Below are 23,470 nucleotides of genomic sequence, written 5' to 3' on the forward strand. Positions count from 1 at the left end.
TCGAAACTAGTCTTTAATAAGATACTTATTGGAAATTCCAGAAATCTCAGAATATATGGTAGGTACGATAATTCACGATCGTGCTGAACGAATGCAAGATGGCCGCAGACGACCCGAAGCGGACATTCTGCCAGACCTTCACGCGGGTTTCGCCGCAATAGAATGTTCAGTTTCTACTGGCGGGCTGGCGTTGAGGCGAGAAATGGTCCAATATCACAGCATTATGGATCAAATGTTGTTAGATACTGGTTAGAAATTAATATGTCAGACCCAATAGTTCTCTCGATAGCTAAAAGCATCCTGGCTCCGGCTATAAAACTGTTTGGTTTAGTCTTCAAAACAATTCGTCGACCTAGCTTTACCTATAAACGCGCCCCAAAGAATCTCTTTGAGCATGTAAAGCCGGGAGTGTCAATTGATAGCGTTAAGGAAATTCTTGGCACACCAAACCAAAAAAGCGAAAATCAGTATAGATACGTTTTTTCTGACGCCTGTGTGCAGGTAGATTTTAACGATCATTCGTCAGTCAATGCAGTTTCAGTTGGGCTCGCTAATATAAGTTTTTGGAAGCGGTTTCAGGTTTGGCCAATAAACGACCTTGTACTAGGGAAGACAACCTTCGCTAAAATTATTGATCCGGACGACGAGATACATTTCGATAGCTCGTCGAAGTTTTATCACTTTTATGTAATCAAAAGCTATGGTTTTCCTGGCTTCTACTGGAATTATGCAGTAGGAGTACTGGAGTGTCCTCGCGTGTCGACTGATAAATACCACTGGTCTCCAGAACTAGATCAACGAAGTGAAATACCTCCGAAAATGAAGGTTAACTGGGTATGCGTTACGAACCTAGATGAGCCTCCTTATTTTAGTTACTTTGGTTTTATTTGATACAAAGAATTCTGATTTCAGGGAGCAATATGGCTACCTCTAAGTTCATCAATGTTCGCTCTTTGTTGGTAGTCGTTGGACTAGACAAAGGAATAAAGGTCACTAGAGGAATGAGGGAGATTAAAGGATGTTATAACGGGGGGCATGGCAAACATGAGCGGTTAATGGCGTGTGTAGTGAATATGCTAGACAAGTTTTAAGCGAAAAATTTAAGGTTATCATATTGGCCTCAATACGCACGCTTCTTCCGGCAACCTATTGCGGTGTATGAATGAGTAACCAACCATCTGAGCATTATAAAAAATGCATCACAGCATTAGATGAAGCTGTTAGGCGTTCCGTTTCTGTATCTCAAGCCTGTGCTGGTATTCCCTCGCCAACGGGCGCTCATTTTTATGCGTCAGTTTTATTTACATCACTCTGCACTCGAGCAGTTAGCGTTGCGACACTTGCCCCATACAGTCCTTGGTCTCATAAGCTAATCGAACATTGGGACTATGCATCAATGGCAAGCCTAACGCGCTCTTTATTGGAAATAAGAATCGCTTTTTTCTACTTGTGCATAGAGTCATGCTCCGAGGATGAGTGGAATTGTAGATGGAATGTTTTTAATATTCATGACTGCAAAAGTAGAATGCATTTGTTTTCTGAGTTTCCAGAGCCGCCAGAAAATATAGCAGGTTTTGAAAAGCAGTTGAATGATCTACGAGAGCGCCTTAGAAAAAATGATTTCTTTATATCCATCCCCGATAATCAGAAAAAACAGTTTTTAAATGGAAATAAAGCGTATCTCAGCTCACTCGAAGATATCGCAAGTAGAGCAGGTGTCGATTTAAATACGTTTAGGTGGTTGTACAAGTTTCTATCAAGCCATGTTCATGGTTTTCCCATGTCTTTCTACCGAATGGGAGTACAGGATAGAGGCCGAGGAGTGCTAAGTGATACCGAAGAAAGCTATACATCGTTTTGTCTATCGTTGGTAGCGTCACTTCTCAATACATCTTGTGATGAGATGAAAAAAAAATTTGGTATAAAATGACATACATGAAATTAAATGTTGCCCAATATGGCCAAGCAACATCGCTGCGCTAGATGCGCTTGATCTCGCTACGCTCGGCTGCTGGCACCGTTATGTCTGGTTTGTGCCGTGGCACGACCTCCCTGGTCGTGCCAGAGTTAATTCTATGCCTCAGTTTGCTCAGCTAGCTCTAGCGCGTCATCTACTTCGATACCGAGATACCGTACGGTACTTTCGATCTTGGTATGCCCAAGAAGGAGCTGAATAGCCCTCAAGTTTCTGGTGCGTTTGTAGATTAAAGCTGCCTTGGTACGTCTGAGCGAGTGAGTACCATACGCTGATCCGTCAAGGCCGATGCTAGTTATCCATTTTTTCACGATGCGGGCGTACTGCCGAGTGGATATATGTTGCGACCTATGCTTACGACTGCGAAACACGAAATCGTTCAGTTCGGCGTTCGACTGAGCAAGCCACGCTGAAACCGCATCACGCGTTTGTGTGGTCAACTCAAACTGAACGGGACTGCCGGTCTTCTGTTGAAGCACTTTAGCGCGAGTTTGAATTACGCTCCCGTGTGCTATGTCAACAACCCGCAGGCGGACAAGATCACAGCCCCTGAGTTTACTGTCGATCGCGAGATTGAACAGCGCAAGCTCCCGCAGATTGCCAGCCAGTTGAAGGCGAATACGGATCGCCCAGATCTCATGGAGTTGAAGAGGGCGCTTTTGTCCAACCAGCTTGCCTTTGTTCCACGCGGTGGCTTTAGATGTAGTGTTCATGGCATACCTCCTAGTTAGGTAGGTGGTATGAAGTGTAGGTAGCAGGTCAGGGCAGCACTGTACTGTTCGACCAGCAGCGAGGTAAATACGGTTTTCAGCTTCCCCTTGCGCCAATAGCTCACCGCGCGCACGGTCCAGGTTGCCGGCAAAGCCGGATTGCGCTTGCGTGCCTGAGTGAGGCGAGACCTTCATGCGCAGCAGGCGATCATGCTCGCTGTACACCTCTTCCTCCTCAGACACCAGACCTTTGCGCTCCGGGATCAGCCAGTGTCGCTGTTGTCCCTGCGATGCAAGCCGCAAGAGAAAGTCCACGCCCCAAAAGCCTTTATCAAAGAGGGTAATTGAGTGATCCGGTATCCGAGCGAGAAAGTTATCAGCCAGGCGTAGTTCGCTGCGTCGGTAAGGGCTGAGCTGAGCATCCAGAATGACATGTAAACGCACATTCATCAGCGCAACGAGTCGCGTCAAAGGGAAAGATCACCTGCCGCTCGCGCGGGTCAGCCGACTGGTCACTGGTGTCCAGGAGCTTGCGCATCAGGTCGACGTTGTTGCGGATCACGCTGATGGGCGCGCGCAGTTCGTGGCTGGTGCTGCTCTACCCACCGACCTGATTTGAACGAAGGTGGATGGACATGGCTTCTGGTTGCCACCCGACATCGAACGTCAGGGGCAGATGCGCTTCAAGACCTGTCACTGCTCGCTCAGCCGTTTGACAGGCATGACGCCCGATGGCTATCTCCGGGACGGTTCCTGATGTCACTAGCGGCTTGCATGGCATATGATCGGGGACCTGTGCACAGCTGCCTTGGACATAATAAGGAGCGCGTTCGATGCTGAAAAGAAGCCGCCGGCTGGAAGTGGAGTGGGGCGATTGCGACCCAGCGGGAATCGTCTATTTTCCCCGTTATTTCGAGTATTTCAATACATCGACGGAACGAATGTTTGCCTTTGACGGCATGAAGAAAATCGATCTTTTGCAGCGCTATGATGCGGTCGGATTTCCGATGGTAGAGACGCAATCGAAATTCTTCGAACCGTCGCAATACGGTGACCGGATCCGGATCGACAGTGAGATCGTGAAGATCGGCAGAAGCAGCTTTGCAGTATTGCACCGGATCTTCAATGAGACGGGCGAGCTTACTGTCGAGTGCACCGAGAATCGGGTCTGGACCGGGAAGGACCATGACGGAAAGATCAGGTCGATGCCGTTACCAGCGGACATCGTCGCCCATCTGGAAAGCGATCGACTCATTACGGAATCCTTTGATTAAGAAACCCATTAACAAGTCCCTATAGTGCTCTGCGGTGCTTGCAGCGCGAACCGGACGCTTTGTTGCAGCTTCTCGACTGGCCAACAGCTTGCCTTCGAAACTGCGCCGCGATTCTGGCTCACGCTGCAAGCCTTTACAGTATTGAGATGAAAATCATTCTATAACAGGACTTCCACTCTCGAATTCGACCTTGATACCCTTGGTCGGTAATCCGGTATCATAGTCACGAACCACTGGCGCATAACCGTCGGCGGGACGGGGACGGAATTTACCCATCCACCTCAGGCTGCGTTTGGGTTGCCACGGACGGCGCTCCCATTCCGGCCCGCGGAAGGGGTCGCGTTTTTCGTACATCCAGTCGATTAGCCTTTCATGCATCGCATTTCTGATGTCGGCGTGTTCCTCGGAGTCGATGAGATTATGCATCTCGCTCGGGTCGGTTTTTAGATCGTAAAGCTCGTCGGTACTGAGGAGATTGATCGTCAGCTTATAGTCACCGCTCACAATAGCGCGGAGAGGTTTGAAGCCACCAAAACTGTCGTGCTCGATTTCAAATCGATTGAACTCCAGAAATACATCCCAATTCGGCTCCTCTGCATCCTTACCAAGCAGCGGCTGCAGGCTTCGTCCATGGAGTATGGGGGGGATATCCGCGCCGGCAAGATCCAGCATGGTGGGCAGAAGATCGATATGGCTTACCGGTGTGTTGACAACTGTACCGCTCGCCTCGGTTTTAGGCGGCCGAATGATATAGGGAATATGGGTAATCTCTTCGTAACTACAGCTGCCTTTACCCCAGAGTTGATGTGCTCCCATCATTTCGCCATGGTCTGAGGTGTAGATAATATAGGTATTTTCCGGAGCATAGCGTTCGGCCGCGGCCAGTACTCGGCCGATTTCGTAATCTACATAACTGTTGCATCCAAAGTACAACGGGAAACGGACCTTCGACCCTACTTGCTGGGCGCTATCATACTTACATGGAGCGGCTTCTGCCCATTCCCTCTGATGAGCTGGCTTTCCTGCCAGATCATCGTTGCCGGCCGGACCAATATCGTATTCGAAATCTTTGAATGGTTCGACAAACTCTGGTGGGCACGTATAGGGATGATGAGGCTCATCATATGAAAGTACTAACAGAAAAGGGTCAGATCCATCATGGTTCTTAAGGAAGTCTATACCCCGGTCGGAAATACGATGACCCCAGGTAAAGTCCTCTTTGACATCACGACTTTTCAATTTTTCCAGAGTGTCGCCACCTTTACGCCAGAACGTAATCTCTTCTTCCGTAAGGTTGTCGAGGTAGTTCTTGCCATCGTACCAATATTCACTCTCCCAGCCCCTACCGACTTCACCGGTTCCAAAATAGTCGTGACCTTCGAGATGCCACTTGCCTACATAGGGGGTACGATAACCGAGATCCCGAAAGCGCTCGCCCATCGTCTTTACGTTATCACTTAGCGAAAGGTTATTGGTCCATGAACCTGTGCTGTGCGAATAAATCCCGGTAAAAATTCCAGCTCGAGCAGGCGTGCACAGTGGGTTAGTCGTATAGCCTCGCTCAAATTTGACACCTTCCTTTGCAAGTCTATCTATGTTTGGCGTGCGCAGGTTCTGACCACAATACGACCCAACCATGTTCGTGGCCTGGGTGTCGGTCATAATGAAAATAAAATTGGGCTTCGTCATCGGGGAACTCCAGTTTGCATTCGTCAGTAATAACTAACTAGTTAGTGCATTATTATCAGAATCGATCTGTCGTGTCAATTGTTGCCATGTCATCCAGGTAGATCAGCGAAGCGTCACCTTTACTTTTGGATAGTGTAGATTCCTGAAGCGTTAGAAGCAGGCGGGTTGCTAAAACGGGACAGTATTGGTGGTCACGATGGACTGAGCGTAGGTGTCCGGTTCCCGCTGCTCGGGCGGCGGGCGGCGGGCGGCGGGTGGCGCCAGACAATCCGAGACGCCGCACTTCGCCCCAGTACACGTCATCAAGCTGGACAATACCGCTGATGGGATTGCGGTCGTCGGCGGTATGACATCCCCGGGAGCCGCTTGTGTTCTGCCATCCAGGCGACGTCGTCGTTAACGCCCGTCAAGCAGCGCTTCAGCTCCATATCCGAGATGACCTGCCGGCCTACGCTGGGTTGGCAGGTGCAGGGCCTGGAGCCAGTTGGTCGGCGGCAGCTTGGTGCAGGCTATATGGCGTTGCCATTCGACGTTGCCTGGTACCAGCGGTGCATTGCCGCACGACTCCGCAGGGTAGAGCTTTTGCCTGAACCCTCTTTTTACGATGCCCGCATCTTCTGAGATCTTGCATCCATAATTGTGAATGTAGCGTTGGCATGACTACGGCCACTGCTACGGATGATCAAGTAAGGTATTGACATTTCACCATAGGGAGGGCAACCTATTAGTAACTAACTGATTAGTTAGTTAGGTCTGGAGCCGGTGGGCGCTTCTACTGGGTTAGATGCTTGGCGATAGCTAATAAGGAGAAGAAAAGTATGGGCATTAGAAACATTTTCGCGACAGGTATTTGTGCTGCAACGACAGTGGTATTGGCCTCACTGGCAAGTGGTCCCCTGCAGGCAGATGAATTTCCAGAGCGTCGAATCCAACACTACTACCCCTGGAATGCCAGTGGAACGACATTCGCTGCTAGCCAGATCATCGCCGAGGCTATGGGGGAAGAGCTGGGTGAAAAGATGGTGGTGCTTTCCAAGCCAGGCGCTAGCGGCCAGAATGCCTTTAAAGCAGCCATGAATGAGCCTGCAGATGGTTATACGACTATCGATGGTTACCAGGCACCATTGATCATGGGGCCGCTGAATGGTGATGCGGGCTATACATTCCGTGACTTCACTCCGTTGCATTTCTCGCATTCTTTCAGTATGGCTCTGGTTTCGCGGGCAGATGAGACACGCTGGAGCGATCTGACCTCCTTTATCGAGTACGTGAAAGCTCATCCTGGGGAAACCCGTTATTCTGGTGGGCCCGAAGTGGCAATGCCCCATATGGTTGGGGCCAAGCTGATGCAGCATTCCGACTCGGTTAGTCGACATGTGCCATATGCCGAGGCTAACGATGCTGTGAAAGATCTGCGTAGCGGTATCTTGGACTGGATGGTGGTGACACCGGGGATTTATAAGGCCAACGAATCGAAACTTCGGGTCGAGGTCGTACTGTCCGATAATCCTGCTTCTAGCGAGTGGTATAACGGTGCCAAGACAATCAAGGATTACGGTATCGACTTTGGTCTCACCGGAATAGGCTCTTTGGGTTGGACTTGGTGGCTTGTCGCAAAAGACACGCCGGACAACGTTGTAGCCGTGCTTCGTGATGCGCAGGCCAAAGCGCTGAATCGTCCTGATGTACGTAAGAAAGTCTCCGAGCTAGGCTTTGTGCTGAATGGTTATACCGCGGACCAGTACGAAGATGTTGTTTCCAGCGCAGAGGAACAAGTGAAAACTGCTGTGGCTGCACTCAGTTGGGAAAAGTCTAAAATTCAAGAACTTAATAAGTAAGTCTACATTAAACCCTGTGGCTAACCAGTTGCAGGGTTTATGTATTGGGGGTACAAGTGAAATCATTAAGATCGGGTGAGGCGGTAGTATCGACTCTTTTCCTTGCGTTGGGGGTATGGGTTATTTACCAGACTCTAACGACTTTTGATGACGCTGGAGTCGCGGGTGGAGATGCTCTTTCTGATAGCGCTCTGTTTCCGAGAATAGCTGCCTGTATAATGATATTTCTAGCATTGGTGAATATCATTAAAGTATTTTTTAACCGGGATCTGAGTTCAGGTGAGTTTGACTCTGAAGAGCATGATAAAATCAGTCCTGATCACTTAATAAAGGGACTTTTGTGTGTTGTCGTATTTGTTGTATATCTGCTTGTATTAAAAAGCGTGGGCTACGACGTGGCGACACCGGTTTTAATGGCGTTGCTTTTCTATATCCTTGGAGCTCGCTGGTGGAGTTCATGTCTGCTGGGCCTGTTTTCTTCCATCGCAATGTCTCTGTTTTTTGAGCAGGCGCTGGATGTCATATTGCCTGTCGGAATTATGGGTTTGAATTTTAATTTCTAGCGGTTGGACTGATCATGTTTGATAATGTCTCCTCTGGGTTTGAGTTGTTTTTTACGCCGTCTGGTCTGGCGTTGACAGCATTGGGATGTTTTCTGGGGCTGGTTATCGGTGTATTGCCAGGTCTGGGGCCATTAATGGGAATTATTCTGCTGACGCCGGTTGCGTTCTATTTGGAACCGGTAGTCGGTATGGGGTTGTTAATCGCCATCTATGTTGGCGGTAGTTGTGGTGGTGCAATCTCAGCCATTCTCCTGCGTATTCCGGGTACGCCCCTCGCTGCAGCCACCTTGCTGGATGGCTATCCCATGGCGCAAAAGGGTCGCGCGGCCGAGGCTGTCGGTCTGGCCATATCTTCATCAGCCCTTGGTGGTTTGATTGGTGGTGTGGTGTTGATATTGCTGTCGCCGGTCCTGGCGGATTTTGCACTGAATTTCGGTCCTTTTGAATACTTTGCACTCACGCTGCTGGGAATGATCAGTATTGCTGTTGTTTCCCGTGAGTCAACATTGAAGGGTTTAATGGCTGCTTGTTTGGGATTGTTGCTGGCAACAGTTGGGGCCGATAAATTTACCCAGTTTAACCGTTTTACATTTGATTCGGATTTCTTGCTGGCTGGATTTCATCTTGTCGCAATCATCGTGGGGCTGTTTGCGTTTTCAGAAGTGTTTCGTGAGATTGAGAGTGGCGGCCTTAATACAAGCAAGAAAGTTGGGTCGGTGCGAGTATCATTCTCTTCGATAAGACAGGTGATCAAGAATCCTATTAATCTGACGCGGTCTAGTCTGATAGGTACCTTCTTTGGGGCCCTACCCGGCGCAGGTGGAGTCATTTCCTCCTTCACCTCGTATGCAGTAGCGAAAGCACATGCCAAGCCCGGCGAGCACTATGGTGAGGGTGAGGCAGGTGGCGTGATTGCGACTGAGTCGGCGAATAATGCCTGCTGTGGCGGTTCGTTGATACCTTCACTCGCTTTGGCTGTACCAGGGGATGCTGTCTGTGCGGTTCTGATGGGATCCCTTATCCTGTTGGGCTTTTTCCCGGGGCCTGATTTGTTCGAAAAAAATGGGGATGTCGTCGGCGGGATATTCTTGGCTTATATTTTTGCAAATATAGTACTCATTTTTATCGGTATCTGGTTGGCACCTGTATTTTCGTCCGTTGTTAACCTGAAAAAGAGGTACCTCATTCCGATCATAGTGCTGCTGTCAACTGTAGGTACTTATTCGCTACAGTCATCGATGTTCGACTTGTGGACCATGCTGCTTTTTGGTGTGGTGGGATATTTTCTGAGAAAATATGACTTCCCGTTGGCGCCGGTTGTTATTGGTCTTGTTCTGGGTCCGCTTTGCGAAGAAAACCTGAGGCGATCTCTTATATTTTCTGGCGGTGACTATGGTGTATTTTTTGATCGACCGATAAGTGCGACAGTTATGCTTATTAATGTTGCACTTCTTATGTTGATTTTTATGCCTAAAAAGTTAAAACCACTTAATTTCCTGTCGAAAATGGCTCGTCGCAAGACATGAATCGAAAATTACTGCGTAAATCAACAACCACTCGCTTTGACGGTGGTTGTTGATTGAGCAGACCCGACTCAGGCCGGGCGGGCTGTTGCCTGCATACGGATGCAGGCGCATTACCCAATACCACCCCCCCGGGGTTTGTGAACTGATGCGACCTGCCGTCAGCGGGGTTGCAACCAGGGGATTTCGCTCTTATCCCGTACATCCATCCCGCACGTCATGCTTGTTGGCCAGCGTTTTCACCTTATCCTCGCCTTCTCGTCGAGGTCGGCTATTCAACACTACAGACAGCGCCAGGTCGACCAGTTGATGCGGTTTTTCAACCGGTAAATCGATCACGGCAGTGTACTGATCGACTGTGGCTTTCGTGTCCTATTTACAGGACGCGGCGCCCTAGTGATTAGCCTTTTTCCATTATTTATGTCTCCAGAACGAATCCGGCCGCTTTGGGTATCGGTGGGATATACCGGTCTTAATTACTTATCGGAAGTCAGGTTTATGGTGTTGATAACCGCTATTAAGAGTGCTATAAATATCGGCACGAAATAACTAGTTAGTTATATGTTGCTTTTAAAGGGTATTTATAAATTCAGCGCCTCTGATGTTGGAACTGTAACTGCGAGTATCAGGCATAGATAGCTTGCGAACGTTGCTCGTTAATATTTTTTCCATTAGTCGTTGGGGCTGTATCGGTAGCTTTTCATTAAGAGCGCTAATAGGTTCCGTGAAAGGCTGTAACTCACCACTTATAAAATTAAATAAATAAGGGAACTCCCGATGAAAAAGGCACTAATCACTCTTGCAGTCGCTGGCGCGATGTCGGCATCTGTTACAGCTCAAGCCGATGCTACCCTCTACGGTGTGACTGAAACAAGGTTGCAGTTTGTAGACGGTCAGGATGCAAACCTATACGTCGATAAGGCACAGTTGGGCGTTAAGGGAGCTGATGCGCTGGAGAACTGGGATGGTGTTGAGGCTCGATTCCAGATCGAATGGCGGTTCGACGCTAACGGTAGTGATGACGATGCCGCTTTCCAGGGCAACGCTGTGAACGATGTGCAATTGCGAAAAGCAAACGTCAGCCTGGAAGGGGATTTCGGTATCGTGGAGTTAGGCAGGCAGGACAACCTTGGAGCGGCTATTAAGAAAGCCGATATCTTTATTAGCTCCAAGCATAATGCTAAATCGCCTGACCGCGTCGGCAACGCGGCGTATTACGTGACGCCCAGAATGAGTGGTTTCGAAGGGTATGCTGGCCTTGTGATTGACGCTGCGGGTAGCGACAAGGAAAGTGATGTCGACGCCTGGCAGCTCGGCTTCAACTATAGTCTCTCTGCACTGGACCTGTCTGTTGCCTACACAGAGGTAGACGGCAACTACGACAACGGTGCTATTGATCATTCTGGCGGCGATGACATCGAACTGTGGGGTGTTGGCGCCACGTACTCGATTGCCGACCTGCAGCTGTATGGTACCTACGAACATCAGGAGCAGGCCGGCGCCGAAGATGAAATGTTCTTCCTGAGTGCGGCCTATACGATCGGTAATACCCAACTCAAAGCCGGCTACAACAAGAACTACGTTGCCGGAGGTGGCAACAACGATTTCGACACCTATGCGTTTCAGGTCGCGCATGCGTTGGGCAAAAAAGCTTCGGTTAAAGCGGAGTACTCTGTGAAGGATCTGGATAACTCCAGCCAGGATGACGTTGATTACATTACGCTAAGCTACGCTCTCGCATTCTAACGATTTGCATTTGCGCGGATCAGAATAAATATTATCGTTTTCGCGTAATAGTCAGTGGTAGTTGTTGCTGATTATTAAAAATTGCGAAAATTATTGTTCCCTTCTCAGCACGGCAGGATCATTCCTGCCGTGCTGCTCTTTTGACATAGCTTTCGGCAGATAATATAGAAGTTTGGCCGAAACAACTGTCGTCTTTTTCAGTGTTTGCCATGCATCGCTAGCGAGCCAGGATCCCTGTGCTCACAGCATCTGATTTTCAAAGTTGTAGAGTGATTGCCGGCCAGATTGGGACAGCTGCGAAGCACAGGAACCGCCGCCTTCTGCTGTTCGGATGGCAGCTGCTGGGAGACGAACACGGCGTCGTGGCCGCCCTCGGCCGCCAGTCGGTTGAACAGTTCGGTGGAGCGGATCTGACGGATGCACGAGAGACACCCGTGTCGCGCGGGTAATGTGCAAAAAAAGCGGGGCCCATAAGATTCATTCAGGCTCCTTGGTGATTGCTCGGCAGGCCTCCGGTCACCAGGGTGCGTACAATTCGACCGATACTCTCTTCGGCAAGGCGCCTGTAGAACCCTTCCAGAGGGCACAATGCTTGATCACCACACGGAGGCTTGCCCGGTACCAAGGGGCAAGCCTCGAGGCTGCGTTTCTACTAGCTGATAAGCAGGTTGGGCAGGAAGGTGATGATCTGCGGGACAAGCAGCATCAACCCAAGAGATAAAAGTAGCATGACGAAGAAGGGCAGCGAGGCCCAGAACACCCGTTCGATCGGCAGGTTGGAGACCATGGCCACACCGTAGAGGGCGATGCCGACGGGTGGCGTGATCAGTCCGACGACGCACATGATGCAGAACAGAACGCCCAAATGAATCGGGTCGATCTGAAAGGCCGTGACCAGCGGCATCACCGCCGGAACCAGCATCAGAATGATCGGTGTCGCATCCATGAAAAGTCCCAGAAACAGCACCACAGCCAGTATCAGCAGCATCACCACCGTCTTGCTGTCGGTCAGTTCGGTGACCGAAGCCGCCAGCAGCTGGGGAATCTGTTCGCGCGCGATCACCCAGGCGTCCAGACCGGAGATACTGACCACCAGCATCAGGGCGCCGACCGCGGTACCGGTGCTGAGCAGGGTTTGATACAGGGTCTTCCACTCGATCTTGCGATAGACGAGACCGAGAAGCAGCACGTAGACGACGGCGACGACACTGGCTTCGGTCGGGGTAAAGAGGCCTGTGAAAATGCCACCTATGATGATGATCGGCGTCATCAGCACCAGTAGCGACCGGCTGAACGCGGTCGCCAGGCGTCGCCAGCAGAAGGCCTCTCCTTTGGGGTACTGGCGCCGCCAGCTCAGATAGGCCACCGTCAGCAGCAGAAAGCTGGACATCAGCAGGCCCGGCAGTACGCCACCGACGAAGAGTTTTCCGATCGAGACGTTGGCACTGGCGCCGTAGATAATCATGATGATGGAGGGGGGGACTACAGGCGCCAGCGTCGCGGACGACAGCGTCACGGCGGCGGCGAATGAGGGGTCGTAGCCACGGTCTTTCATTGCCCGTACGGTAATGGTGCCGACACCAACGGCGTCTGCGGCCGCGGAGCCGGACATGGCGGAGAAGATCATCGATGCCTTGACTGCGACAAAGCCTAGCCCGCCCCGGATATGACCGACAAGTGCCTGAGCCAGGTCGAAGATGCGGGTTGTCGCATCGAACTGGTTCATCAGCCGGCCGGCCAGCATGAACATCGGCACGGCCAGCAGGATCGATTCGTTGACGGTGCCGATCAGGCGCTGCGGTGCCAGGGCCAGAGGGATGCCCTTGCTCCAGAGGTAATAGATCGCGGGCGTGCCGAGTACGACGAAGATCGGTGCTCGCAGCAGCAATAGCGCGACGGTCAGTATAAAGACGAGGCTGGTGGGTTCGAACATGATTCGGAATCTCCGTGGACAGTGCCGTCAGGTCGCTAAGGCGTCGCCGACATGGCGTCGGTTGAACAGCATGACAAGGGTATGGAAGACCATCAGTGCCATTCCCGCAGGCATTGCCAGCGTCTGTACACTTGCGGGTATCTGCAGTACCGGCAGGATCGCCCCCGAGCCCGACAGCACTGCCCTGAACCCGACCCAGGCCAGGGTCAGGACAAAGAGTGCGACAACGCCGTCGACCAGGTAGCCGGCGATTGACTGGGCGCGTGGAGGCAGGGCGTCATACACGAGGTCGACGACAAAGTGCTGGGCGTGATAGAGCGCATGGGCGGCGCCGACAAAAACCAGCCAGGCGAAGAGGATACGCGCCAGTTCTTCGGTGAAGTCGAGGGGCTGGTCCAGCAGAAACCTGAAAAGTACCTGCAGAAACAGATCCACGATCAACGCCGTCATGGCCAGGGCGATGAACAGCCCCTCAAGATGAAGAATGCGGTGTTCGAGCCAGTTGAGAGAGTTGGCAAGAGCTTTCAATGTGCGATACCTCTGTAAAGGTGTCGCGACCGTCGCAGAGTGCGCCGGTCGCAGTGGCGGGCATCAGTGTGTGGCGATAATGCGCTGTACCAGGTCCGTGCCGAATTTCTCGGCGTACTGGTCGATCACCGGCTGGGCCGCCGTGATAAAGGCGCTGCGATCCGGCTCGACCACCTTAACGCCCTGAGACTTCAGGGTTTCGATATCCTGCTGGAAGTTGTCGACCGCCAGCTTGCGCTGATAGGCGGTGACGTCGGCAAAGATCCGGTCGAACTCAGCGCGCTGCTCTCGGGACAGCGCTTCCAGCGCGGCCTTGTTGGCGACCACCGGCTTGAACAGGAAGAAATGGCCGGTCAGGGTATAGTTCGGGGCCTGCTCGTAGAAACGCATATTGCGATAGCCGGAGCTGTCATTCTCGGCGCCGTCGATGGCACCCGTTGCCAGCCCGGTATAGACCTCGCCGTAGGGCATCGGTGTCGCCTTGGCGCCGAGGGCGTTAAAGGTGTCGATATAAACCGGGCTGCCAATGACACGGACTTTCTGACCTTTCAGATCCGCAGGGGACTCGACGGCTTTTTCCCGGGTAAAGAGGTGACGCATACCGGCACTCCACCAGCCCAGTACCTCGACGCCGGCTTCGGCCTCGACCTTGCTGGAGACCTCGTCGCCGATGGGGCCGTCGACCACGGCCCAGGGGTGACTGTCGGCATCGCGGAAAATAAACGGAATGTCGAAGACGCCGACACTGGGTGCGAAAGCCGAAAGGTTGGCGTTGGCGACGGTGGTCATCGAAATGGCGCCGATCTGAACCTGCTCGACGGCGTCTTTTTCGCCGCCGACCTGACCCTGCGGGAAGATCTTAAGCTCGATACCGGCATTGCTATCCTGCAACTGCCTGGCCAGCTCGTTGAAGGCCTCGTGAGAGGCTTCGCCCGGTGGGTTGACATGGGCAACGGTTAGCTCGAGCGCGCCGGCCAGGGTGGAGAGCGAAAGGCCGATGACGGCGGCGGGGAGCATGCGAAGGATTTTTTTCATATTGTGTTCCTTTGAGTGCACTTGGTTTCTGCTATTGACCGGGCGTGCCAACAGCTTCCCTGCCTGCTGGCACGCCACACCACAGAAACGCGCGCAGGTGCGCGTGTCCATGGCGTTCACATTGGCTTGCGGCCAATGATGAAGCCTCCCTGCTTCATGAGTTTGCCACTGGGGCGGGTTGATGATTTCGGCGTCCGGCCTCAGGCGTCTGCAGGATGGCCTCGTCGGGGCGTCTTGCCTTCACGGCCGGTAAAAACGCTCAGCTCCGGGCCGGTTCCATACCGAAAAACCGGCTGATGGCCATTGCCTGTCCCAGCAGCGCCTTATGACCCTCGACGACCGTGCAGCAGGTGGCTCGGGCCTGTGACAGCAGCGGCGTGACCGGCGGAGCCATGATCATGTCGGCGACGACCTGGCCGGCGGTCAGCTTGTCAGCGTCAAGGGGCAACGGGTCGGTTGCACGCATCCCCAGTGGCGTGGCGTTGGTGACGATGTCGAAGCCGGAGGGATCGGAAGAGCCCCTGCGGATATCGAGGCTCGGGAAGGCGCTGCGAAGGCGCCGGACCAGCGACTCGACCTTGTCGTCGTCGGTATCGACCAGGCAGAGCCTGTTCACGCCACGTCGCGCCAGCGATACGGCGACGGCGCAACCGGCGCCGCCGGTTCCCACCACCAGGGCGGACTTGCCGGCCGGCTCGACGCCGCAGTCCAGCAGACCGTTCAGGTAGCCTTCGCCGTCGAAGATTTCACCGATCCAACGACCGTCGGAATCGCGGCGGATGGCATTCACCGCGCCCACCAGCCGGGCCTGCTCTGAAGCCTGGTCAACCAGGTTCAGCAGGGCCGGCTTGTGCGGAATGGTGGCTATAATGCCGGCCAGATTGGGACAGCTGCGAAGCACAGGAACCGCCGCCTTCAGCTGTTCGGATGGCAGCTGCAGGGGGACGAACACGGCGTCGTGGCCGCCCTCGGCCGCCAGTCGGTTGAACAGTTCGGTGGAGCGGATCTGACGGATGGGATCGCCCACCACCAGATACAGCCGCGTGGTGCCGGTAATATGCAAAAGGGCAGGACCCGTAAGACTCATGGAGGACTCCTTGATCATTGCTTGGCAGCTACACGGCCTAGAATCGAGGCAGCAGCAGGCCGCCATCGGCCGAGATGGCCTGGCCCGCGGTATAGGGCAGGCCTCCGGTCACCAGGGTGCGTACAATTCGACCGATATCCTCGGGCTGGCCCAGGCGGCGGATCAGCGTCAGGCCATCTTCGTCGATACGTTTCTGGTAGCTGTTCTTGCCCAGGCGGGACATGTCCGTTTCGATCAGTCCCGGTTGCACGTCGAAGACGCCGATGCCGTCTTCGGCAAGGCGCGCGGCGAACAATTTGGAGGTCATGCTCGCGGCTGTCTTCGATACGCAATACTCGCCGCGAACGATGGACGCCGCTACGGCGTTGGACGAGCTGATGTTGACGAGGCTGTACTCCAGGTCGCTGGTGCGTTCGCGTGACAGCAGCCTGCGGGCGAAAGCCTGACAGAGAAAGAAAACCGCCTTGGCGTTGACGTTCTGGCAGTGGTCGTAGCTCGCTTCAGTTACCTCGAGCAGGTCGCCTCGGCTGAATACCGATACGCCGGCGTTGTTGACCAGCGTGGTCAGCGGGCCCAGGTCGCGTTCGACCTGGTCGAGCATGGCCTCGTGTGCATCAATTTGGCCGACATCGCCGGTGACACACGCCACTTTGACGCCGCAGTCGGTAATCTCCCGAGCCGTGGCGGCGAGCTCTGCTGTTTCGTTGCGGGCATTGAGGGCGATATCGAAGCCGGCCTCAGCCAACGCCAGGGCAATGCCGCGGCCGATGCCTCGGCTGCTGCCGGTTATGAATGCGACCTGTCGAGTAACCTTCGTCATCAGTTGAACCCTCAATTAGATTGCCGTGTACACCTGTACCAATCCAGGCTGCCGATCAATAAGTAAGTAACCAGTTATATAATAATCATTCCGTGATACTGTCAAGCCCGGCGATTGCCGCTGGCGCTTGTGGACATGACACCGCAGCAGCTGCGTTAGCGCCTCACGGGTGTTGATAACCGCGTTTCAGAGTGCTATAAATGCAAACATCTAAATAACTGGTTAGTTATTTATTGGTAGATTTCTGATGGTTCCGCGCCGGAGCCATCGGGGCCGAGTGGTTCAGAAAAAAAAGGATAACCACCATGTCGTTTATCAAGAAGTTCGTCGAAGAAAGCACCCTGTCGCGTCGCAAGTTCCTTCTCAACAGTGCGATGGGTTTCGGTGGCGTGGCGGCCGCTGCAGCGCTGGGCCCCATGGGCGTCGCCGTGGCATCGACCAAGCCGACGCTCGCCTGGGGCTACCGCACGCCCGATAACCCTTACTGGAATTCCATTGTTTCCGGCGGTGAGAGCTTCGCCAGGTCGGTGGGGCAGGATCTGACGCACCTGATTCACGGCGGCAACAACGAGAAGATCCTTGCCGACGTCAAGGCGCTGTTGTCGAAGACCGGCGGTAATCTGGCTCTGGCGGTCGACGCCAACGACTCGCCGAATGCCCGCTCGATTGTCGAGGCCTGCGCCGACAAGGGCGGTTTCGTCAGCACCATCTGGAACAAGACCGACGATCTGCATCCCTGGGATTATGGCGACAACTATGTCTGCCATATCAGTTGGTCCGACTACCAGCCTGCCCAGGATACCGCCCGGCTTCTGCTCGAGGCGATCGGCGGCAAGGGCGGTATCGTCGGTATCGGCGGCATCGCGTCGAACGTGCCGGCCATCGAGCGCAAGGCGGGTCTGATGAAGGTGCTGGAAGAGTACCCGGACGTCGAGTTGCTGGACTGGCAGGCGGCTGACTGGAGTACCTCCAAGGCCAACACCGTCATGTCCACGATGCTGACCCGCTTCGGTGACGAGATAAAGGGCGTCTTTTCCTCCAACGATTCCATGACCTTGGGCATTATCGAGGCGCTGCGCGCCGAAGGCCTGGCCGGCGAGATCCCGATCGTGTCGTACGACGGCACCGCGGATGTGGTCAAGCTGGTGATGGCGGGCGAAGTACTCTGCACCGTCAGCACCAACCCTTACTGGGCCGGCGGAATCGCGCTGTCACTGGCCTACCATGCCGCGGTCGGCAGCTTCAAGCCGTCGGATGAGCCGCATGCGCACCGCGAGTTCCTCGGTCCGGCAATCATGATTACCCAGCAGGACGCCCAGGCCTGGTACGACAATCAGATCGCGCAGACTCCGGAATATGACTGGAAGGATTACTGGAAATACTCCAGCGGGCAGATGACTTACGACAAGGTCTGAAATCCCGCGGTATAGCTGCTGCAGGCAGCGTATGCGCAATTTTTCGCTGCCTGTATTCAATAAATCTAAATGCAGTATTGGAGGCAATAAGATGTCAAAGGTACTTAGTAAAGAATTTCTGCAAAGATGGGCACCTCTTATTGTCCTTTTCAGTCTTTGTATCATCGTATCGATTATCAACCCCAACTTCCTCTCAGTGCGTAATTTTGCGCGGCTGGCAACGTCCTCGGCAGCGCCGCTGATGCTGGCGATAGGCGTCACTTTCATCATCATCATGGGTTCTATCGACCTCTCCATGGAGGGGGTAATGGCCTTCTGTGGTGCATCACTGGCCGTGGTCATGCTCCAGTTCAACAGTTTTGTGGAGTGGGGCTTTCTGGCGATTCCGGTGGCCATTGTTTTCGGTGTCGCGATCGGTTTCGTGAACGGTCTGATACACGTCAAGCTCAAAATTCCATCCTTTCTGGTGAGCCTCGGTATCGGTTTTTCCTGTATCGGCTTGACGATGGTTATGACCGGTGGCGTCCGTGTTTCTGCCAGCGATAAAGCTTTCCGCCTGTTGCTGACGGAAAGATTCTTTGGTTTTCCGCTAATGGTCTATGTGGCATTTGCCGCTCTGCTACTGGCCTATTTCATTCAGAAAAAGACCGCTCTGGGCCGCAACCTCTATGCCATTGGCGGCGGCGAAGAGCTGGCGCACGCGTCGGGTGTCAAGGTCGAGCGAGTTCGGATTATCGCCTTTGCGCTGGCCGGCGCCTTCTATGCCCTGGGTGCGATGTTCGCGGTCGCTCAGATCGGCTCGGTCGCCAGCAACCTCGGTACCGGCTTCATGTTCGTGTCGATTACCTCAGTGGTCGTCGGCGGAACCGCGCTGATGGGCGGGATCGGCGGCGTCTGGCAAACACTGGTCGGCGTGCTGATCGTTGCCGTTATCAGCAACGGCATGGTGCTGGTCGGTCTGCCGACATACATCCAGGAGGGAGTGCTCGGGGTGCTGGTCATTCTTGCGGTCGCCCTGGCCACCAACCGTAAAGCCATTCAGCTCGTGAAGTGAGGGTGCCATGCTGGAATTCAAAAAAGTAGAAAAAACCTTTCCCGGGGTGCGGGCCCTCAAGGGTATCGATTTCGAGATCAAGCGCGGCGAGATCGTCGGCCTGGTGGGCGAGAACGGTGCCGGTAAGTCGACCCTGATGAAGGTCATTTACGGTGCCTACCAGCACGATGGCGGCGAGGTTCTGATCAACGGCACGCCGGTGGTCTTCAGGAATCCCCGCGATGCCATGGAAAACGGCATCGGCATGGTGTTTCAGGAACAGTCGCTGATCACCAACCTGACGGTGATGGAGAACATCTTTCTCGGCTTCGAAGCCCAGTTCATGAAGTTCGGCATCATCAACTGGCGCAAAATGGCCCAGGCGGCGTGCGAGCAGCTGAAGAAGGTCAAGCTTGACGTCGATCCCTATACCACGACCTCGGAGCTGTCCTTCACTCAGCGCCAGCTGGTGGAGCTGGCCAAGGTGCTGACGCTCGAAGAGCGCGTGGAAGGTGATCTGGTGATACTGCTGGACGAACCGACCTCGGTGCTGCCGCGCAAGGAGATCGAACTGCTGTTCGACCTGGTCCGTGAGCTGCGCAGCCGCGCCTCTTTCGTTTTCGTATCGCACCGCATGGACGAGGTCATCGAGCTCTCCGACCGTATCTATGTAATGAAGGACGGTGAAGTGGTCGATGTCGTCGACAGTGACGGCTGTGACGTCGATGCCATTCAGCACAAGATGGTCGGTCGTGAAATCGACAAGCGCTATTACCGCGAAGACAAAAAGCATCCCTACCAGCAGAACAAGGTGCTGGTGGAGACACGCAATCTCGGCAAGGAAGGCGAGTTCAGCGATGTATCGCTGAAGCTTCGTGCCGGTGAGGTGCTGGCCCTGGTGGGTACCGAGGGTTGCGGTACCGAAGGGGTGATCCGCAGCATTTTCGGCCTCGATAAGCCCACGGCCGGCGAGCTTTATTTAAATGGTGAGCCGGTGCGCGCCTTCAGCGCATTCAATGGTGTGCGCAGTGGCGTCGGTTATATCCCCAGGGAGCGCAAGATCGAAGGTATTGTCGGTGGCATGTCGGTGGTCGAGAACATGACCCTGGCGAACATGCAGGATTACAGCACCTGGGGCGTTTTCAAATCAGGTGTCGAGCGCGAGCTGGCCGAGCAGTGGGTCAGCAAGCTTTCGATCAAGACCGCCACCATCGACACCCATTGCGGCAATCTTTCCGGCGGCAATCAGCAGAAGGTTGTGCTCTCGAAATGGCGCAGCGCCGGCGCCAAGATCATTTTGCTCGACCATCCGACCCGTGGCCTCGATATCGGCGCCAAGGAAGACGTTTATGACATGGTGCGGGAAATGTGCGACGACGGCTGCGGTGTCATTCTGATCGCCGATACACTCGAAGAAGCGCTTGGACTGGCCCATACCATCGCAGTCTTCAAGGATGGCGAAATTCAGAAGTGGTTCGAAAGCGGTGGTGATCACCAGCCCGACCAGTACGACCTTTTGCATTACATGATCTGAATGTTGGAGCGAAAGATGACTAAAGATAAAATACTGCAGGCTCCGGATATGAATGTCTCAGCTGAAGAAAGAGCGGCCGGTGGCCGCAAATCGATTTCGAAAGAGCAGGTCACCAAATACCTGCCGTACATTACGCTTTTCAGCCTGGTGGCGCTGATCAGTCTCTACGATCCCGCCTTCCTGAAACTCGAAAACCTGCTGCAGACGGCGCAGGACATCTCGACGCTCTTTATCATGGCGCTGGGGATGACCTTCGTAATCTATATTGCCGGTATCGATCTGTCCTCGCAGTCCGTCGCCAGCATGACGACCGTCATCGTGGCCTTGCTGTTGCCGAGCTTCGGCATCGGTGCCGCGCTGGCCGCAGTGATCATTGGTGCCGTCTTTGGCATGGCTTCGGGCCTGGTGCACACCCGGTTCAAGATCGCGTCCTTCATCGCCACGCTCGCGGTCGGGGGCATCGCCTATGCCACCGGTCAGGTGGTGTCGGGTCAGCGCTCGACCTATATGCCCGCGGACCTGCGTGAGCAGAGCATGGGCTGGATGGTCGGCAATACTGCCGGTATCCCCCACGAGATCTTCGTCGCCCTTGCGCTGCTGCTGATCGCGCTGTTCATCGAACGGCGCACGGTGTTCGGCCGCAGCCTCAAGGCGGTGGGTTCGGGCGAGCTGGCGGCCGTCGCCAGCGGCCTTAAGGTGACCAAGATCAAGGTGATGACCTTTGCGCTGTCGGGAGCCTTCGCCGCCATGGCCGGTGTCATGCTGGCGACCCGCCTTTCCGGCGGCTCCCCGACCATGGCCGATCAGTTTCTGCTGCCGGCGATAGTTGCGGTGCTGGTCGGCGGAACGCCGCTGACCGGTGGTGTTGGCGGGGTGCTGAATACCCTGATCGGTGCGCTGATCGTTGCGGTGATTCGTACCAGCATGACTTATCTGGAAGTGCCGGCCGAGGCGCAACAGATTTTCTTCGGTGTGGTACTGATCGCCGCCATCGCGCTGACCATCGACCGCTCCAAGGTCAAGGTAGTCAAGTAGCGGCCCATAATCTGCAGGCTTTGCGGCGGGTTCTGTCGAAGGATGGAGCCCGCTTTTTCGTTCCCGCTGAACAAAAAAAAAGCGCCGGCAAATACCGGCGCTTTTTCATCGACAACCTCAGGTTCCCTGGGGTGATTCAGCCAGGCCGAGCGCTGCAAGGGCGGCGCGAGCGCATTCGACATCTTCAGTTTCGGTTGCTCCCGACACGCCGATGCCGCCGATCAGCTGGCCATCGCCGTAGATCGGCAGGCCGCCGGGAAAGACCAGTATGCGTTCCCTGTTCGCCAGCCCCATGGCCAGGGCCGGGCGGCTGGCAGCTCTCTCGTGAAAGGCTTGGGTAGAGGTATGAAGGGTCGCCGCCGTATAGGCCTTGTCGATGGCGAAGCCGATCGCGGGTGGGCGTACCCGATCGGTCCGCAACAGGGCGACCGGATGGCCCGCGGGGTCGCAGACGGTGGCACAGATTTCGATATTCGTTGACCGGGCGTGCTCGATGGCGGCCTGGGCCAGCTTACCGGCGAGCTCTGACTTGATGAAGTAATGGGTGACAAAAGAATTCATGGGGTTTCCAGCAGTTGAAAAAAAGGCGGCGCTGGGGGCAGGCCGCCGAAGGCGCCGCGCCTTGGCGGCGGGGCGGGGAGGTATTTCAGACCTGGGTCAGCCCGGCACGGGTGCGTCCTCGCGAATCAGCTTCTGCGCTTTGAGCGCTTGCCAGAAGTCGGCCGGAATCTCCTCGGCGATCCAGGCGAGGTTCTGTTGCAGCTGCTCGACCGAACGTGTGCCGGGAATGATCGACGGAATCGCCGGGTGGGCCAGCACGAACTGCAGAGCCGCGGCCGGCAGCGAGACGTTGAAGCGGCTGCACACGGCTTCGATGCTGGATACGCGCTGCAGGATCTCGTCGGAGGCGGGCGCATAGTTGTACTTGGCGCCGGGCCGGGCGCCTGTTGCCAGAATCCCGCTGTTGAACCCGCCGCCTACTACCACCGCGGCATTGCGCTGCTCGCACAGTGGCAGGAATTCGTTCAGCGACTCCTGCTCCAGCAGAGTGTAGCGACCGGCCAGCAGGAAGCAGTCGAAATCGCCCTGCTGCAGTGCCCGATGACAGACTTCCCATTCGTTGACACCGACACCGATTGCCTTGACGACACCTTCGCGTCGAAGGTCCTCAAGCGCCCGGTAGGCCCCCTCCATCGCTTCTCGAAACCTGGCGGGTTGCGCGTCGGGGCCGTGGGTGAAGATATCGATATCATGAATGAAGGCGATGTCGATGCGCTCCAGCCCCATGCGCTGGATGCTGTCCTCGATTGAACGCTTGGCGCCGTCGTAGGAGTAATCGAAGTGCATGGCGAATGGCAGCCCGTCGACCCAGGGCGAGAAATCGATCTCGTTTCGGGGCCGGGGCGTCAATAGGCGTCCGACCTTGGTGGAGAGCACGAACTCGTCACGAGGATACCAGCGCAGCGCCTCGCCAACCCGTGCCTCGCTCAGGCCGTGGCCATACATCGGCGCGGTATCGAAATATCGCAGGCCGGCGTCCCAGGCGGCTTTCAGCATGCCTCTTGATACGTCTTCGGTAATGGGTTGAAAGATGTTTCCGATGGGGGCAGCGCCATAGCCCATGGCGCTGACGTTCAGCTCCACTCGGCCGAACCGCTGTGGCGTGGCAGGCTTCATATCTTGTCTCCTGTGGACGATCGCGGCTTTATTCTATTGCAATGTAACCAAATAG

Annotated in this window: 20 protein-coding genes and 1 pseudogene; 11 read left to right on the top strand and 10 right to left on the bottom strand. The window is 54.7% G+C overall.

What is annotated here, in order from left to right; all coding sequences use genetic code 11:
• Window positions 1-261: 261 nt before the first annotated feature.
• Together IEX85_RS14325 and IEX85_RS14330 are read left to right on the top strand one after the other, a co-directional pair.
• Entirely contained in the window at window positions 262-891 is a 630-nt protein-coding gene (locus IEX85_RS14325) for an ETEC_3214 domain-containing protein (RefSeq protein WP_188861305.1), read from the top strand.
• 271 nt (window positions 892-1,162) lie between these two features.
• A complete protein-coding gene (locus IEX85_RS14330) occupies window positions 1,163-1,930 on the top strand; it encodes a DUF5677 domain-containing protein (protein WP_188861306.1) in 768 nt (255 codons plus the stop codon).
• 143 nt (window positions 1,931-2,073) lie between these two features.
• On the opposite strand, the gene IEX85_RS14335 is transcribed toward IEX85_RS14330, so the two are convergent.
• Both IEX85_RS14335 and IEX85_RS24025 read right to left on the bottom strand, forming a co-directional pair.
• Window positions 2,074-2,688 (bottom strand): tyrosine-type recombinase/integrase, encoded by a 615-nt coding sequence (locus IEX85_RS14335; RefSeq protein WP_188861506.1) that lies wholly within the window; start codon window positions 2,686-2,688, stop codon window positions 2,074-2,076.
• A 32-nt stretch (window positions 2,689-2,720) separates the two neighbouring features.
• Window positions 2,721-3,162: pseudogene (locus tag IEX85_RS24025) on the bottom strand (transposase); the annotation flags it as partial.
• A gap of 356 nt (window positions 3,163-3,518) precedes the next feature.
• Between IEX85_RS24025 and IEX85_RS14340 the strand changes: the two are divergent.
• Window positions 3,519-3,959 carry an acyl-CoA thioesterase gene (locus IEX85_RS14340; protein WP_188861307.1) on the top strand — a complete coding sequence of 147 codons (441 nt, stop codon included), beginning with the start codon at window positions 3,519-3,521 and terminating at the stop codon, window positions 3,957-3,959.
• 153 nt (window positions 3,960-4,112) lie between these two features.
• Here the strand turns inward: IEX85_RS14340 and IEX85_RS14345 are convergent, their stop codons facing one another.
• Entirely contained in the window at window positions 4,113-5,648 is a 1,536-nt protein-coding gene (locus tag IEX85_RS14345; protein WP_188861308.1) for a sulfatase-like hydrolase/transferase, read from the bottom strand.
• Between the two features lie 818 nt (window positions 5,649-6,466).
• Between IEX85_RS14345 and IEX85_RS14350 the strand changes: the two genes are divergently transcribed.
• The 4 genes from IEX85_RS14350 (at window position 6,467) to IEX85_RS14365 (ending at window position 11,318) form a co-directional block, all read left to right on the top strand.
• Window positions 6,467-7,486 carry a Bug family tripartite tricarboxylate transporter substrate binding protein gene (locus IEX85_RS14350; RefSeq protein WP_188861309.1) on the top strand — a complete coding sequence of 340 codons (1,020 nt, stop codon included), beginning with the start codon at window positions 6,467-6,469 and terminating at the stop codon, window positions 7,484-7,486.
• A 56-nt stretch (window positions 7,487-7,542) separates the two neighbouring features.
• A complete protein-coding gene (locus IEX85_RS14355) occupies window positions 7,543-8,049 on the top strand; it encodes a tripartite tricarboxylate transporter TctB family protein (RefSeq protein WP_188861310.1) in 507 nt (168 codons plus the stop codon).
• 14 nt (window positions 8,050-8,063) lie between these two features.
• Entirely contained in the window at window positions 8,064-9,575 is a 1,512-nt protein-coding gene (locus IEX85_RS14360; protein ID WP_188861311.1) for a tripartite tricarboxylate transporter permease, read from the top strand.
• Between the two features lie 774 nt (window positions 9,576-10,349).
• Window positions 10,350-11,318: a porin gene (locus tag IEX85_RS14365; RefSeq protein WP_188861312.1), complete on the top strand. Its 969-nt coding sequence runs from the start codon at window positions 10,350-10,352 to the stop codon at window positions 11,316-11,318.
• A 652-nt stretch (window positions 11,319-11,970) separates the two neighbouring features.
• On the opposite strand, the gene IEX85_RS14370 is transcribed toward IEX85_RS14365, so the two are convergent.
• The 5 genes from IEX85_RS14370 to IEX85_RS14390 all read right to left on the bottom strand — a co-directional run bounded on the left by IEX85_RS14370 (window position 11,971) and on the right by IEX85_RS14390 (window position 16,721).
• On the bottom strand, window positions 11,971-13,251 hold the full coding sequence (locus IEX85_RS14370; RefSeq protein WP_188861313.1) for a TRAP transporter large permease: 1,281 nt from the start codon (window positions 13,249-13,251) through the stop codon (window positions 11,971-11,973).
• Between the two features lie 27 nt (window positions 13,252-13,278).
• Complete coding sequence (locus tag IEX85_RS14375) at window positions 13,279-13,779, bottom strand: TRAP transporter small permease (RefSeq protein ID WP_188861314.1); 501 nt, start codon at window positions 13,777-13,779, stop codon at window positions 13,279-13,281.
• Window positions 13,780-13,842: 63 nt separating this feature from the next.
• The gene (locus tag IEX85_RS14380) at window positions 13,843-14,814 is read right to left on the bottom strand and encodes a TRAP transporter substrate-binding protein (protein ID WP_188861315.1); all 972 of its coding nucleotides are present in this window, start codon (window positions 14,812-14,814) and stop codon (window positions 13,843-13,845) included.
• A 259-nt stretch (window positions 14,815-15,073) separates the two neighbouring features.
• On the bottom strand, window positions 15,074-15,901 hold the full coding sequence (locus IEX85_RS14385; RefSeq protein ID WP_188861316.1) for a shikimate dehydrogenase family protein: 828 nt from the start codon (window positions 15,899-15,901) through the stop codon (window positions 15,074-15,076).
• 37 nt (window positions 15,902-15,938) lie between these two features.
• A complete protein-coding gene (locus IEX85_RS14390; RefSeq protein WP_188861317.1) occupies window positions 15,939-16,721 on the bottom strand; it encodes a 3-ketoacyl-ACP reductase in 783 nt (260 codons plus the stop codon).
• A gap of 305 nt (window positions 16,722-17,026) precedes the next feature.
• Between IEX85_RS14390 and IEX85_RS14395 the strand changes: the two genes are divergently transcribed.
• From IEX85_RS14395 to IEX85_RS14410, 4 genes are all read left to right on the top strand, one after another.
• A complete protein-coding gene (locus IEX85_RS14395) occupies window positions 17,027-18,136 on the top strand; it encodes a sugar ABC transporter substrate-binding protein (protein ID WP_188861318.1) in 1,110 nt (369 codons plus the stop codon).
• Window positions 18,137-18,227: 91 nt separating this feature from the next.
• Window positions 18,228-19,190, top strand: coding sequence for an ABC transporter permease (locus IEX85_RS14400; protein WP_188861319.1), 963 nt, complete (start codon window positions 18,228-18,230; stop codon window positions 19,188-19,190).
• Window positions 19,191-19,197: 7 nt separating this feature from the next.
• Window positions 19,198-20,703, top strand: coding sequence for a sugar ABC transporter ATP-binding protein (locus IEX85_RS14405; protein ID WP_188861320.1), 1,506 nt, complete (start codon window positions 19,198-19,200; stop codon window positions 20,701-20,703).
• 15 nt (window positions 20,704-20,718) lie between these two features.
• A complete protein-coding gene (locus IEX85_RS14410) occupies window positions 20,719-21,738 on the top strand; it encodes an ABC transporter permease (protein WP_229721933.1) in 1,020 nt (339 codons plus the stop codon).
• Between the two features lie 117 nt (window positions 21,739-21,855).
• On the opposite strand, the gene IEX85_RS14415 is transcribed toward IEX85_RS14410, so the two are convergent.
• Together IEX85_RS14415 and IEX85_RS14420 are read right to left on the bottom strand one after the other, a co-directional pair.
• The gene (locus IEX85_RS14415) at window positions 21,856-22,299 is read right to left on the bottom strand and encodes a GlcG/HbpS family heme-binding protein (RefSeq protein ID WP_188861321.1); all 444 of its coding nucleotides are present in this window, start codon (window positions 22,297-22,299) and stop codon (window positions 21,856-21,858) included.
• Window positions 22,300-22,395: 96 nt separating this feature from the next.
• Window positions 22,396-23,415: an aldo/keto reductase gene (locus IEX85_RS14420; RefSeq protein WP_188861322.1), complete on the bottom strand. Its 1,020-nt coding sequence runs from the start codon at window positions 23,413-23,415 to the stop codon at window positions 22,396-22,398.
• Window positions 23,416-23,470 lie beyond the last annotated feature (55 nt).

It is taken from the genome of Marinobacterium nitratireducens, assembly GCF_014645375.1.
GTDB lineage: Bacteria > Pseudomonadota > Gammaproteobacteria > Pseudomonadales > Balneatricaceae > Marinobacterium_A > Marinobacterium_A nitratireducens.